The following is a 13,230-nucleotide window of genomic DNA, read 5'->3' on the forward strand; positions in this document are numbered from 1 at the left end:
CACCTCCCGGCCCGCGTGCCGCTGGAATCCCCCGAGGAAAGCCCTTTCCGAACCCCTCGGCAGCACGGAACAGGCTCCCGGGGATCCGCCTCCGGAACCGCTCGGCTTCCCCTCCGAACGGCCCCGGAGGCGGTCCGGGAGCCTGTTGACCCCGACGCTAGGTGGCGGCGGTGGAGGTGGCAAGCCCGGGTTGTCCACGCCTGTGGATAACCCTGTGCGCAACCTGTGGGACGCGCCGCCGGGCGCTGTGGACGGGCGGGGGAACAGGATGTGAACAACCGGGATCGGCCGGCCCAAGATCTGGCGTCTGACCTGCGAAAACGTGGATGCACAGGATGTGGACGGAAGAAAGTTGTCAGATTCTGGGGGTACATTTTTGACCCATGGCCGACTCTCCACCGCGCCCGATCCCGCCGTACGTGGACATCCGTCGCAGCAAACGGCGCAAGCGGACCGTCAGCGCCTACCGGGACGGCGAGCGGGTGGTCGTGCTGATGCCCGACCGGCTGTCCGCCGCGGAGGAGGCGCGCTGGGTCGAGACCATGCTGGCGCGACTGGACAAGCAGCGCAGCCGATCCCGCGTGTCGGACGAAAAATTGTTGGCCAGAGCACATGAACTCGCGTGTCGTCACCTCCCGGAAGTGCCCGAACCTGCGTCTGTGAGGTGGGTTTCGAACCAAAACAGACGGTGGGGATCCTGCACTCCGGCGGACAGATCCATCCGTCTGAGCACCCGTCTGCAGTCGATGCCGGGCTGGGTGGTCGACTACGTGCTCATCCACGAGCTGGCCCATCTGGTCGAGCCGGCCCACAACGCCGCCTTCTGGGCGCTGGTCCACCGCTACCCCAAGGCCGAGCGTGCCGAGGGGTATCTCGAGGGCGTCTCGGCCGCCTCCTCGCTGGACCTCGACGACTTCTGAGGCCCCTCCCGCCGGTGCCGTGAGGCGGGCCGAGACTACGACGCTCCGGGGCCGGAGCCGTCCCAAAGCTCCGATCACCCCGGTGTCGTACGGCCTACGAGAAAGGGTGGGGTGGGGTTAGCCCCAGGGTGTACTGGGTGGCTTCCTGCATGGTCGCGACCCCGCTTCGCCAGCCAGGCTTTTTCCCGTAGCCAGCGCCACGCCAGGTGCGCTGGGTGGGGCGCCGGTGGGTGCGCAGAGGGGCAGGGAACGTATGGCCAGGGGACAGATCACGGTCCGGGCGGCGCGCTGGAGCGCCACCCATCCGTGGCGGGCGATCGCGATGTGGGTGGTCGTCGTGATCGCCTGTTTCGCACTCGGCTCGGTGACCGGGACCAAGGAGTCCGAGAACGAGGGCGACATCGGTGAGGTGACCCGGGCGGACAACATCGTCAAGTCCGGCAACTTCGCCGACCCGGACGTGGAGAGCGTGCTGATCACGGCTCCGTCCGGGACGCTCGACCAGGCGGCGGCCGGCAAGGCGGCCGGAGTGGTGATCCAGCGGATGCGCGCCCTCGGTGGGGTCGCGGAAGTCGCCCAGCCGATGCCGTCGCCGAACAAGGAAGCGGTGATCGTCAGGGTCACCCTGAAGGACGGCGACGGTGACGAGCGGGTCCAGCCGCTCCTCGACACCACGGCCAAGATCCAGCAGGAGTATCCGGACCTGCGGATCGAAGAGGTCGGTGGACTGTCGATCGACAAGGCCTTGAACGAGACGCTCGGCAAGGACTTCAAACGCGCCGAGATGTTCAGCCTGCCGGTGACACTCGCGATCCTCCTGATCGCGTTCGGCGCGCTGATCGCGGCCTCTGTGCCGCTGGTACTCGCGCTCTCCGCGGTCGCAGCCGCGATCGGTCTGTCGGCGGCGGCGTCGCAGCTCATTCCCGCGGTCGACGCGGTGAACAGCGTGATCCTGCTGATCGGTATGGCGGTCGGCGTGGACTACTCACTGTTCTACCTGCGCCGTGAACGCGAGGAACGCGCCAAGGGTCGCGGTCACGTCGACGCGGTCGAGATCGCAGCGGCCACGTCCGGCCACGCCGTCGTCGTCTCCGGTACTGCGGTGATCATCTCGATGGCCGGGCTGTTCCTGGCCCGGGACGCGGTGTTCTCGTCCTTCGCGGTCGGCTCGATCCTGGTCGTCGCGGTGGCCGTCGTCGGCTCGCTGACCGTGCTCCCCGCCGTACTGGCGAAGCTCGGTCGCTGGGTGGACCGCCCGCGGATCCCGTTCGTCTGGCGGCTGACCGCGAACAAGGACAAGGCGCGGTTCTGGCCGGCCGTCCTGAAGCCGGCGCTGAAACACCCGGTCGCCACGCTGCTCGTGTCCGTCACCGCGCTGCTCGCGGTCGCGTCGCCGGCACTCGGGATGACGCTGAAGTTCCCGGGCACCGAGGACCTGCCGCGCACCACGTCGGTGATGAAGGCGTACGACCGGTTGACCGCGGCCTTCCCGAGCACGGGGACCAGCCACGAGGTCGCCGTCCGAGCGCCGGCCGACCAGGCGCCCGCGGTCAAGGCCGCCCTGGCCGAGCTGGTGCGGCTCACGCAGGACGACAAGCTCTTCGCCCAGGACGGTCTCGAGGAGCCGCGGGTCTCCAAGGACGGCACGGTCACGACCCTCGAGGTCGCCACGCCGTACGAGGGTGGCAGCCAGCAGGCGCGCGACTCGCTGACCAAGCTGCGCACGGAGCTGATGCCGGAGACGGTCGGCAAGGTGCCCGGAGTCGAGTACGCCGTCGGCGGGTTCGTGGCCGCGGATGTCGACTATGCGGCGCACACGCGGGACAAGCTGCCGCTCGTGATCGGGTTCGTGCTGCTGCTGACGCTGATCGTGATGATGGTGACGTTCCGGTCCGTGGTGGTCGCGTTCACCGCGATCGCGCTGAACCTGCTGAGTGCCGGAGCGGCGTACGGCGTCGTCACGGCGGTCTTCCAGAACACCTGGGCCGAGGGGATCCTCGGGTTCACGTCGAACGGCGCGGTGGTCAGTTGGTTGCCACTGTTCCTCTTCGTGGTGCTGTTCGGTCTGTCGATGGACTACCACGTGTTCGTCGTCAGCCGGATCCGCGAGGCGGTGCTGCGCGGCGTACCGACCAAGCAGGCGGTGGCCGAGGGCATCACCGGCTCGGCCGGCGTGGTCACCAGCGCGGCGGCCGTGATGATCGGGGTGTTCGCGGTCTTCGCGACGCTGAGCACGCTGGACATGAAGCAGCTCGGTGTCGGCCTCGCGGTCGCCATCCTGATCGACGCGACGATCATCCGGGCGGTCGTCCTGCCGAGCGCGATGACCCTGCTCGGCGAGGCCAACTGGTGGGCGCCCAAGTGGCTCCGCCGGACCCCGCGGAAGCACGCGATCGAGCCGCCCGCCGCCCCGGAAGAGGAGCGCGAGCTCACCCCGGTCGGCTGACCTTCCGTCACAACGCGAGTGCCCCACCAGCCGGTGGGGCACTCGCTCGTTGCGTCGGCTGCTAGCGTCCTTCGCTCTGGGGAAGGAGAGGCTGTGGATCAGCGGGCCGCGATGGTGGTGCAGCTGGCGGAGTTGGTGCTGGCCGCTAAGCATCGCTACCTCACCAAGTACATCCCCGGCGAGCGTCTGTACGTCGATCAGGTTCGCCCGCGAGACCATGCCCAGATTGTGGTGAGCAACGAGGATCCGGCCAGGCCGACCCTCACGAGACCTGCCGAGCGCGATGTGCGGCGGCTTTGACCCGGCTCTGACACTGGGGTGAGCAGAACCGGCGTTGGCCGTTGCGGGAGATGTCGACGAAGACGCGGTCGCAGTGCGGTGCCGCGCAGACGCCCAGGCGGCCGGCCAGGCCTGTACCCAGTGCCAGGGCCAGACCGGCGGCGCAGCCCGCGGCCCAGCCGTTGACGAGTCCGTCGTCCGGGCCGTGGAAATGCAGACTCCAGCCGTCGTCGCGCCGGTCCAGCTGGGGTCGGGAGTTGGTGTCGATGAGGAGGGCGTTGACCTCCGCCGCGGCCCGGTCGAGGTCGCCCGCGTGCGCCGCCTCGAAGACGATCCGCATCCGCCCCGCGAGCACCGCCAAGCGCCGTGCGTCCGCCGGCTCGACGGACGGCCGCGGGTAGCCGATGGCAGCCAGGGCCTCGGCGACGGCCTGCGCTTCGTCGGACGGTCCGGCGTACGCGACGCCGCCGGAGTAGCCGGGGGTCAGCCGGTTCACGTACTCGACGGACGCCGCCAGCACGTTCCGGGCATGACTATCAAAAGACACTTGACCGGTCACAGGGTCTCTCCGTAGGCTCGAGCTCGCGTGACCGATCATATCCCTTTAGACAGTCATGGAGCCGGAGATGAGTGCTGCCGCGACACTGACCGCGCCGTGGCGTGGGTTGTCCCCGGCCGTGTGGATCCTGGTGGTGGCGCGCGCGGTCAACCGGATCGGTACGTTCACGCTGCCGTTCCTCGGGGTGGTCCTCGCCGTGGAGTTCGGCGCATCGCTCGGGCAGACCGGTGCGATCCTGGCGCTCTTCGGGGCGGCCACGATCCCGTCCCGGCTGCTCGGCGGTCACCTCGCCGATCGCCTCGGGCGTCGCCGTACGATCGTCCTCGGCCTGACCGGCTGTGCCGTCGCGCAGATCTGGATCGCGCTCAGCCAAGTGCTCTGGTCCGCCGTCCTCGCCACCTTGCTGCTCGGGCTCGTCTTCGAGATCTACGAGCCGCCGAGCCAGGCGATGATCGCCGACGTCACCAGCCCGGCCGACCGGCCGGCGGCGTACGGCTTGTACAGCGCGGCACTCGCCGCGGCTGGAGTCCTGGCCGGCCTACTCGCTGCCGCGATCAGCCACGTGGACCTCCGCTGGCTCTTCGTCGCTGACGCCATCACCTGCCTCTCCTGCGCCATCCTGGTAGCCCTCGCCCTCCCAGCCGACGTACGCCGGGGAGGTGAGGAACACGTGACGCCCAAGGTGGTTTCGGTCTGGCGGGACCGGCGGTTGGTACTTCTGCTGGCGAGCGGCACCATCTTCGCCACCATTTATATGCAGCTGGTGATCGGTGTGCCGCTGACGTTGCTCGAGCAGGGGCTGCCGAAGTCCGGCACCGGCTTCATCCTGGCGGTCTCGGCAGTCACGCTGATCGTCGCCCAGCGTCTCCTGCGGATGCAGCACCTCGACGACTTCCGGGCGATGACGATCGGCTACGTCCTCCTCGGAGCAGGACTACTCGTCAGCGCCGCGGCGCACAGCCTCGCCATGTTCCTGCTCGCCGCGGTGCTCTGGAGCCTCGGCGACCTCTTCCTCCTGACGCGCTACCTCACGCAGGCGTCCGGCCTCGCGCCAGAGCATGCCCGCGGCCGCTACCTCGCCGTCTTCGGCCTGAGCTGGGGCATCGCGACCACCATCGCGCCACTGACCGTCACCCAACTCCTCGCCGCAGCGGGCCCGAAAGGTCTGTGGCTCACCAGCGCCGCGGTGGCCGTCGTCCTCGCCCTTCTCCAGCCGTGGTTCAGGAAGCGACTGGCTCCAGCCTGACCGTCAGGCCCTTCGCGACGGGTGTGTTGCTGCCCTTCGCGACATCGTCGGCAGCCATCAGCACATTGGTCTCCGGGTAGTACGCCGCCACGCAGCCCCGAGCCGTCGGATACGACACCAGGCGGAACCCGGACGCCCGCCGCTCGACACCCGCGAACTCGCTCACGATGTCGACGTACCCGCCGTCCTTCAGGCCGAGCTCGGCCAGGTCGTCCGGATGCACGAAGACGACCTCGCGCGTCCCGTGCACGCCGCGGTACCGGTCCTCGAGCCCGTAGATCGTGGTGTTGAACTGGTCGTGGCTGCGCATGGTCTGGAGCAGCAGCCGACCAGGTGCCGTCGGCAACCAGGTCAGGTCGTTCGCGGTGAACTGCGCCCGCGCGTCCGATGTCCGGAACTCACGCTTGTCGCGAGCCGCGTGCGCCAGCAGGAACCCGCCTTCGTTGGCCCGCAGCCGCGCCTCGAAGTCCTCGTACCCGTCGGCCACCCGCCCGATCCGCTGCCGGATCAGGCTGTAGTCGTCGGCGAAATCGGCCCACGGAATCTGCCCGACGTCCGGTACGACGGCCTGCGCCAGTGCACAGATGATGCCGATCTCGGACTTCATCTCCGGCCCCGGTGGGATCAGGTTGCCGGTGGACAGGTGGACCGCGCCTTGTGAGTCCTCGACCGTCACCGACTGCGGACCCGCCGCCGTGTGGTCGTGGTCGGTCCGCCCGAGCGTCGGCAGGATCAGCGCCTCGCGCCCGGTGACGGTGTGCGAGCGATTGAGCTTCGTCGACACGTGCACCGTCAGATCGCACTCCCGCAGACCGCGATGCACGACCTCGGTGTCGGGTGTCGCGGATGCGAAGTTCCCGCCCATCGCGAAGAACACGCGAACGGCGCCGTCCCGCAGCCGTTGCACGGTGGTGGCCGCGTCGATGCCGTGCTCGCGGGGTGATGTGAACGAGAACTCGTGGTCCAGCCTGTCCAGGAAGGCGTCCGGCACCTTCTCCCAGATCCCCATGCTGCGGTCGCCCTGCACGTTCGAGTGGCCGCGCACCGGGCACGGGCCGGCGCCGGGCTTGCCGATGTTGCCCTGCAGGAGCAGGACGTTGACGATCTCGCTGATCGTCGCGACGGCCTCGCGGTGCTGGGTCAGGCCCATCGCCCAGCAGATCACCGTCGCCTTGGACTTGATGAACCGCTGGGTGAACTCCTCGATCTCGGTCCGTCGCAGGCCGGTGGCCAGCTCGACCGCAGCCCAGTCGATCTCCCTGTTGTGCTTGGCGTACAGGTCGTACCCGCTGGTGTGGTCGTCGATGAAGGACTTGTCCAGCACGGTCCCCGGACTGGCCGCCTCGGCGTCGAGCAGCAGGTGGCCGACGGCAAGGAACAGCGCCTGGTCGCCGCCGATCCGGATCTGCAGGTGCTGGTCGGCGAGCGTCGTCCCCTTGCCGATCCAGCCGCGCGGGCGCTGCGGGTTCTTGAAGTTCATCAGGCCGGGCTCGGGCAGCGGGTTCACCGAGACGATGTCGCCGCCGTTGCGCTTGGCGATCTCGAGGTGGCTCAGCATCCGCGGTGCGTTGGTGCCCGGGTTCTGGCCGACGACGACGATCAGCTCGGCCTGCTCGAGCATCTCCAGCGTGACCGCACCCTTGCCGCTGCCGATCACCCGGGACAGGGCTGTCCCCGAGGACTCGTGGCACATGTTCGAGCAGTCGGGCAGGTTGTTGGTGCCGTAGGCGCGGACGAACAGCTGGTAGAGGAACGCGGCCTCGTTGCTGGTCCGGCCGGAGGTGTAGAAGACGGCGTCGTTCGGGTCGATCAGCGCCTTCAGGTGCCGCGCGACGACCTGGAACGCCTCGTCCCAGCCGACCGGCTCGTAGTGCGTCGCGCCGGCCCGGAGCAGCAGCGGCTCGGTGATCCGGCCGAGCTTGCCGAGCTCGAACTCGGAGATCTCGTTCATCGCGTCGACCGAGTGCTCGGCGAAGAAGGCGCGCGGGACCCGCTTGCGGGTCGCCTCCCAGGCCACCGCCTTGGCGCCGTTCTCGCAGAACTCGGCCGCGTGCTTGCGTTTGTGGTCGGGGTCCGGCCAGGCACAGGACGGGCAGTCGAACCCGCCGTCCTGGTTCATCTTCAAGAACACCTTGCCGGTCCGCGCCGGGCCCATCTCCCGGAAACCGAACTTGAACGACGAGAGCACCGCGGGGACGCCGGCCGCCTTCTTCTTCGGCTGTTCGATATCGACCATGTTTCAACAATAGGTCCACCTATCGTCACGCGCTGCTCTGATAGGCGAAGTTGTGGACAAGTGGCGCAGAACACCACTGACCGGGGTCGGGATGTGTGCCCGGATCCCATAGTGCGGCTGAGCCTGGATTTCTACAGTCGTCGGCCATGGAGACCCGTCGAGCCCTCGTCACCGGAGCTGCGTCCGGCATCGGCGCCGCGTGTGCCCGGCGCCTCGCGGCGGACGGCGTCCACGTCGTCGCCGTCGACTTCGACCCGGCCGGGCTCGACGCGCTCGAGGGTGTGGAGACGGTGGTGGCCGACCTGTCCGACCTGGAGCGTCTGCCGGACCTGCCGACGGACGTGGACATCCTGGTGAACAACGCCGGGGTCCAGCAGGTCGCGCCGATCGAGCAGTTCCCGCCGGAGCGCTTCAGCTACATCCTGCGGCTCATGCTCGAGTCGCCGTTCCGGCTGATCCGGCAGTCGCTGCCCCACATGTACGGCGCCGGCTGGGGACGCGTGGTCAACATCAGCTCGGTACACGGCCTCCGGGCCAGCCCGTTCAAGGCGGCGTACGTCGCTGCCAAACACGGACTCGAGGGACTCAGCAAGGTCGTCGCCCTGGAGGGCGCGGCACATGGGGTCACCAGCAACTGTGTGAACCCGGCCTACGTCCGTACGCCGCTCGTCACCGCACAACTCGCGGACCAGGCGGCCACGCACGGCCTGTCCGAGGCAGAGGTGCTGGACAAGGTCCTGCTCGAACCGGTCGCGGTGAAGCGGCTGATCGAGCCGGCCGAAGTGGCGGAGCTGGTCGCGCTGCTGTGCGGCCCGGCGTCCGCCTCCATCACGGGGAGCTCGTTCGTACTCGACGGCGGCTGGACCGCCCACTAGCAACTGGAGCCCGCCATGACAGCAACACAACCGGTTCGGACCCGGCCGGCGATCGTCCGCGTGGTCGGCGCGAGTCTCGTCGGTACGACGGTCGAGTGGTACGACTTCTTCCTTTACGGCGTCGCCGCGTCGGTGGTGTTCGGCGACCTCTTCTTCCCGAAGGGCGAGGAGCTGACAGGGACGCTCCTGAGCTTCGCCACCTTTGCGGTGGGCTTCTTCGCCCGGCCGATCGGCGGAGTGGTGTTCGGCCACTTCGGCGACCGATTGGGGCGCAAGCAGCTGCTGGTGCTGTCACTGCTGCTGATGGGCCTCGCCACCTTCGCCATCGGCCTGCTGCCGACGTACGCACAGGTCGGTGCGCTCGCTCCGATCCTGCTGACCGTGCTGCGGCTCATCCAGGGCTTCGCACTCGGTGGTGAGTGGGGTGGCGCCGTACTGATCGTGTCTGAGCACGGTGACCCCGCGCGGCGTGGTTTCTGGGCTTCCTGGCCACAGGCCGGCGCTCCGGCCGGTCAGCTGATCGCCAACGGCGTACTGGCCGGGCTGGCGGCGTTCCAGTCAGATGAGGCCTTCAACTCATGGGGCTGGCGCATTCCGTTCCTGTTGTCCGCCGTGCTTGTCCTGGTCGGGCTGTGGGTGCGGCTGCGGATCGAGGAGTCGCCGGTGTTCCAGGAGGCGCGGGAGAAGCAGCAGCCGACGGACAAGCTGCCGATTCTCGAGGTGATCACGCGCTACCCGCGTGAGGTGCTCACCGCCATGGGTGCCCGGATGGCGGAGAACGTCAGCTACTACATCTTCACGATCGTCATCGCGACGTACGCGAAGGAGCACCTGGGGATGGGCAAGTCCTTCGCGCTGAACGCCGTACTGATCGGTGCGGCCATCCACTTCTTCGCGATCCCCTTGTGGGGCGCGCTGTCGGACCGCATCGGCCGCCGACCGGTCTACCTGATCGGTGCGTTCGGAGTCGGCATCTGGGCCTTCGTCTTCATCGCCCTGGTGGACACGAAGAACTTCGCCCTCGCCACCCTGGCCGTCACCGTCGGACTGGTGCTGCATGGCGCGATGTACGGACCGCAGGCCTCGTTCTTCACCGAGCTCTTCGGTACGCGGGTCCGCTACTCCGGTGTGTCCGTGGGCTACCAGCTCGCATCGATCGTCGCGGGCGGCCTGGCGCCGTTCATCGCGGTAGCGCTGCTCAAGGCGTACGACTCCGGCTATGCGATCGCGGTGTACGTCGCAGTCTGCGCAGTGATCTCGATCGTCGCGGTGACGTCGTACACCGAAACGCATCGCCGGGACCTGACCACCCTGTAGGTGGCATCATCCCGGACATGGAGGAGCTGCTCCGGCTGCTGGCCGAGGACGCGCCCGGGAGTGAGCTGGCCCGGGCGGCGGGCGAGGACGCGGTGGCACGCGACCTCGCCCTGCGGATCCGGGCCGGCATCGACGCCAGCAAGAAGCGCGAGGCCGAGCTGTCCACGCTGGTCGACGTGGCTCGCGAACTCGCCTCCGCCCGCGACCCGGGCGGCGTGCTCGACACCATCGTCCACCGGGCCCGCACCCTGCTCGGCGCGGACGTCGCCTACCTGACCTTGCACGACGAGGCACGCGGTGACACGTACATGCGGGCGACCGACGGGTCGGTGTCGGCGGCCTTCCAGCAGGTCAGGCTCCCGCTGGGTGCGGGACTGGGCGGTCTGGTCGCGGAGACCTACAAGCCGTACTGGACCGCCGACTACCCGTCGGACCACCGCTTCCGGCACACCTCGTCGATCGACCACGCAGTCGGTGAAGAGGGCCTGGTCGCCATCTGCGGTACGCCGCTCGTCGTCGACGGAGCGTTCGTCGGCGTGCTGTTCGCGTCCAACCGGACCAGGAGACCGTTCAGCCGCGAGGAGGTCTCGCTGCTCGGTTCCCTGGCCGCACTGGCAGCGGTGACCATCGTCCAGGTCCGCGCCGCCGCAGAGACAGCGGCCGCGCTCGACCAGCTCTCCGCCGCGCACGCGGGTGTCGAGCACGCCGCGGCAGCGCACGACCGCTTCGCCGGGATCGTCCTGTCGGGTGGCGACGTGGACGCGGTCGCCGCCGCACTGGCCGAGCTCCTCGACGTCTGGGTCGTCCTGGTCGATGCTGTCGGCAACGAGCTGGCGGTGGCCGGTGGCGCACCCAGTACGACGGTGCCCTGGCAGGGGTCCGAGTCCGGTCGGTTGACCCGCGTCGGCGACTGCTGGGTGGTCGCAGCGACCGCCAAAGGTGAGCGACTCGGCGCACTGGTGATCGGCGGCGTCGACGACCTCTCCGGCGCCGACCAACGCATCGTCGAACGGGCCGCCGTTGTCACCACCCTGGTACTCCTGTTCCGCCGCCAGGCCGCCGAGCAATCTCAACGTGCACAGGCGGATCTGCTGGCCGACGTGCTCAGCGGCAGCGCCGACCCGAGGACGCTGACCGATCGACTCCGTCTGCTCGCGCCGAACCGCCGCCACGATCGCATGGTGGTCGCCGTGTGCCGCGGCGACCACTCCGCCGTACGTGCTCGGCTCTCGGCACCACTCGAGGACAAGCTGGTGCTGTCCGGTCCGTATGGCGGCGACCTGGTGCTGCTGCTCGGTCGCACGGACCCTGTCTCGGCTGCACGTGAGCTGGCCGAAGTGGCCAAGCGGGCCGGAGTGACCATCGCTGTGACCGGACCGGCCGGCTGGAGTTCGCTGGTCGACGCCCATCGACAGGCTGCCCGGCTCGCGGCGACCATGCTTCGCCTCGGCCGCACCGGCGAATCCGCGACACCCGACGACCTCGGCGTCGCCGGCCTGGTCGGTGCCGCGGAGGTCGACGTACAGGCGCATGTACAGCACGTCCTGGGCGCAGTCCTCGACTACGACGCGCAACGCGGCACCGACCTGGTCGGCACACTGGATGCGTACTTCGCAGCCGGCCAGAGTCCGACGAGAGCCGCGACCTCACTTCATATTCACCCCAACACCGTCCAGCAACGCCTGGACCGCATCACGTCCCTCCTTGACGACGGCTGGCAGTCGCCAGAGCGTGCCCTGGACATCCAGGTCGCCTTGAGGCTCCGTTCCGCACTCGGTTAGAAGACGCCGGGGAGCAGCGCCGCGGTCCGGGTGCGGTAGGTGGCGTACGTCGGCAGCGTGCCGATCAGGACCTCCTCCTCACGGAGCGCGCGGTAGACCTGCAGTGAGACGAGCATGATCCACGCACCGGCCGCGGCGACGGTGCCGGCCGCGATGGCGAGCCCGAGAGACGAGACGATCTCGCCCGTGTAGAGCGGGTGCCGGATCCACCGGTAGGGGCCGTGCTCGACGACCTCGCGCGCCTGGGCGATGACGGACAGGTTCCGGCCCAGGCTGCGGAGCGACCAGACCGACCAGGCGGTGCCGCCGACGAGAAGGATGTCTGCGACCAACTCTCGACCCACGCTCACCGTCGAGCCGGTGAGTATCGGAAAGGCGAAGGGGGTCAGCGTTGCGGTGATCGCGGCCGCGTGCGCGGTGACAGAGGTGCTCGTGGCCTTCGCCGGCCCTCGACGGAGATAGGCCCAGATGATCAGGCCGTAGAAGACGGCCACCAGGGCGTTGCCGACCCAGCGCAGGGTGCCTGCTGCTCCGGGCCCGGTCGAATGAGTGAGGATGATGGCGTCCGCACACAGCATCAGGGTGGCCCCGGGCACCATGATCAGGCGGCCGGCGTCCAGCCGGCGGTGGGCGGGCTCGAGGATGGTCATGGTGGGCTACTTCCCGAAGAAGACGTGGACGATGCTGATCGCGCCCGGGCCGATGATGACGATGAACATCGACGGGAACAGGCAGAACACCAGCGGGAAGAGGATCTTGACCGGCACCTTCTGCGCCTTCTCCTCCGCACGCTGCCGGCGGCGCAGCCGCATCTCCTTGGCCTGCTCGCGCAGGACGTCCGCGATCGTGATGCCGAGCTCGCCGGCCTGCACGAGGGCCGACACGAACGAGCGCAGCTCGGGCACCGTCGTCCGCTCGGTCAGGGAGCGCAGCGCCTGCGAGCGGGACTTGCCGATCTGGATCTCCTGCAGCACCCGGGAGAACTCCTCGGCCAGCGGGCCGGTGGTGTTGCGCGCCACCTGCGCGAGCGCGGCGTCGAACCCGAGCCCGGCCTCGACGCAGACCGTGAGCATGTCCAGCGCATCGGGCAAGGCCTTCTGGATCTTCTCCTGGCGCTTCAGACCGGCGTTGTACAAGAGGATGTCGGGCAGGAAGAACCCCGCGGTCGCGGCGACGGCGGCCGCCACGACGAGCAGTCCGATCGTGCGTACGCCGTACAGCGCGCCGAGCCCACCGAGGATGAACAGGCCGAGCCCCTTCGCCGCCAGGATCCGGTCGGGAGTCCACCCCGACGGGTTGCCCGCCAGATCGAGTCGGCGCTGCAGCGTGGCGCCGATTCCCGTCGGGGACAGGCGCACCGCGAGGGAGCGTAGCCATCCGGGGAGGGACGCGAACGGATCGCGATTGGCCTCGACGTCGACCGGTGTGTGCCGCGTGTAGTGATTGTCGATCGTGGCGAGTGCTCTGGCCACTCCGCCGTCGGCGGGGCGCGCGACGATGCTGACGACCGCCAGCACGATGGCCAGGCCCAGCGCGGCGAGCCCGCCGATCAGGAACACGGTTGCGGTCAT

11 protein-coding genes are annotated in these 13,230 nt (G+C 69.1%); 7 read left to right on the top strand and 4 right to left on the bottom strand.

The window, feature by feature from the left end; translation table 11 throughout:
* Window positions 1-383: 383 nt before the first annotated feature.
* The 3 genes from ACZ6O0_RS24990 (at window position 384) to ACZ6O0_RS25000 (ending at window position 3,666) form a co-directional block, all read left to right on the top strand.
* On the top strand, window positions 384-920 hold the full coding sequence (locus ACZ6O0_RS24990) for a YgjP-like metallopeptidase domain-containing protein (RefSeq protein ID WP_465767383.1): 537 nt from the start codon (window positions 384-386) through the stop codon (window positions 918-920).
* A 253-nt stretch (window positions 921-1,173) separates the two neighbouring features.
* Window positions 1,174-3,366, top strand: coding sequence for an MMPL family transporter (locus tag ACZ6O0_RS24995; RefSeq protein ID WP_465767384.1), 2,193 nt, complete (start codon window positions 1,174-1,176; stop codon window positions 3,364-3,366).
* Between the two features lie 93 nt (window positions 3,367-3,459).
* Window positions 3,460-3,666: a hypothetical protein gene (locus ACZ6O0_RS25000; protein WP_465767385.1), complete on the top strand. Its 207-nt coding sequence runs from the start codon at window positions 3,460-3,462 to the stop codon at window positions 3,664-3,666.
* On the opposite strand, the gene ACZ6O0_RS25005 is transcribed toward ACZ6O0_RS25000, so the two are convergent.
* Window positions 3,629-4,204 (bottom strand): CGNR zinc finger domain-containing protein, encoded by a 576-nt coding sequence (locus ACZ6O0_RS25005; protein WP_465767386.1) that lies wholly within the window; start codon window positions 4,202-4,204, stop codon window positions 3,629-3,631. The genes ACZ6O0_RS25000 and ACZ6O0_RS25005 overlap by 38 nt on opposite strands.
* 67 nt (window positions 4,205-4,271) lie before the next feature.
* Between ACZ6O0_RS25005 and ACZ6O0_RS25010 the strand changes: the two genes are divergently transcribed.
* Window positions 4,272-5,450, top strand: coding sequence for an MFS transporter (locus ACZ6O0_RS25010; RefSeq protein ID WP_465767387.1), 1,179 nt, complete (start codon window positions 4,272-4,274; stop codon window positions 5,448-5,450).
* Here ACZ6O0_RS25010 and ACZ6O0_RS25015 read toward each other — a convergent pair.
* Window positions 5,425-7,686 (bottom strand): FdhF/YdeP family oxidoreductase, encoded by a 2,262-nt coding sequence (locus tag ACZ6O0_RS25015; protein WP_465767388.1) that lies wholly within the window; start codon window positions 7,684-7,686, stop codon window positions 5,425-5,427. The two genes, ACZ6O0_RS25010 and ACZ6O0_RS25015, sit on opposite strands and share 26 nt — an antisense overlap.
* A gap of 146 nt (window positions 7,687-7,832) precedes the next feature.
* Here ACZ6O0_RS25015 and ACZ6O0_RS25020 point away from each other — a divergent pair, with 146 nt between their 5' ends.
* Genes ACZ6O0_RS25020 through ACZ6O0_RS25030 form a run of 3 tightly spaced genes read left to right on the top strand, consistent with a single transcriptional unit; the run spans window position 7,833 to window position 11,659 of the window.
* Entirely contained in the window at window positions 7,833-8,561 is a 729-nt protein-coding gene (locus ACZ6O0_RS25020; protein ID WP_465767389.1) for a 3-hydroxybutyrate dehydrogenase, read from the top strand.
* 15 nt (window positions 8,562-8,576) lie between these two features.
* On the top strand, window positions 8,577-9,878 hold the full coding sequence (locus ACZ6O0_RS25025) for an MFS transporter (protein WP_465767390.1): 1,302 nt from the start codon (window positions 8,577-8,579) through the stop codon (window positions 9,876-9,878).
* A gap of 17 nt (window positions 9,879-9,895) precedes the next feature.
* Entirely contained in the window at window positions 9,896-11,659 is a 1,764-nt protein-coding gene (locus tag ACZ6O0_RS25030; RefSeq protein WP_465767391.1) for a helix-turn-helix domain-containing protein, read from the top strand.
* On the opposite strand, the gene ACZ6O0_RS25035 is transcribed toward ACZ6O0_RS25030, so the two are convergent.
* Window positions 11,656-12,309 carry a methyltransferase family protein gene (locus ACZ6O0_RS25035; RefSeq protein ID WP_465767392.1) on the bottom strand — a complete coding sequence of 218 codons (654 nt, stop codon included), beginning with the start codon at window positions 12,307-12,309 and terminating at the stop codon, window positions 11,656-11,658. The two genes, ACZ6O0_RS25030 and ACZ6O0_RS25035, sit on opposite strands and share 4 nt — an antisense overlap.
* 6 nt (window positions 12,310-12,315) lie before the next feature.
* The gene (locus ACZ6O0_RS25040) at window positions 12,316-13,230 is read right to left on the bottom strand and encodes a type II secretion system F family protein (RefSeq protein WP_465767393.1); all 915 of its coding nucleotides are present in this window, start codon (window positions 13,228-13,230) and stop codon (window positions 12,316-12,318) included.

This window comes from Kribbella sp. NPDC048837, from assembly GCF_055586945.1.

What these genes read in the sequence shown, in the direction of transcription:
- ACZ6O0_RS24990 (WP_465767383.1), top strand. Translation starts at nt 384, where the DNA reads ATGGCCGACTCTCCACCGCGCCCGATCCCGCCGTACGTGGACATCCGT.
- ACZ6O0_RS24995 (WP_465767384.1), top strand. Translation starts at nt 1,174, where the DNA reads ATGGCCAGGGGACAGATCACGGTCCGGGCGGCGCGCTGGAGCGCCACC.
- ACZ6O0_RS25010 (WP_465767387.1), top strand. Translation starts at nt 4,272, where the DNA reads ATGAGTGCTGCCGCGACACTGACCGCGCCGTGGCGTGGGTTGTCCCCG.
- ACZ6O0_RS25015 (WP_465767388.1), bottom strand. Translation starts at nt 7,686, where the DNA reads ATGGTCGATATCGAACAGCCGAAGAAGAAGGCGGCCGGCGTCCCCGCG.
- ACZ6O0_RS25020 (WP_465767389.1), top strand. Translation starts at nt 7,833, where the DNA reads ATGGAGACCCGTCGAGCCCTCGTCACCGGAGCTGCGTCCGGCATCGGC.
- ACZ6O0_RS25025 (WP_465767390.1), top strand. Translation starts at nt 8,577, where the DNA reads ATGACAGCAACACAACCGGTTCGGACCCGGCCGGCGATCGTCCGCGTG.
- ACZ6O0_RS25030 (WP_465767391.1), top strand. Translation starts at nt 9,896, where the DNA reads ATGGAGGAGCTGCTCCGGCTGCTGGCCGAGGACGCGCCCGGGAGTGAG.
- ACZ6O0_RS25035 (WP_465767392.1), bottom strand. Translation starts at nt 12,309, where the DNA reads ATGACCATCCTCGAGCCCGCCCACCGCCGGCTGGACGCCGGCCGCCTG.
- ACZ6O0_RS25040 (WP_465767393.1), bottom strand. Translation starts at nt 13,230, where the DNA reads ATGACCGCAACCGTGTTCCTGATCGGCGGGCTCGCCGCGCTGGGCCTG.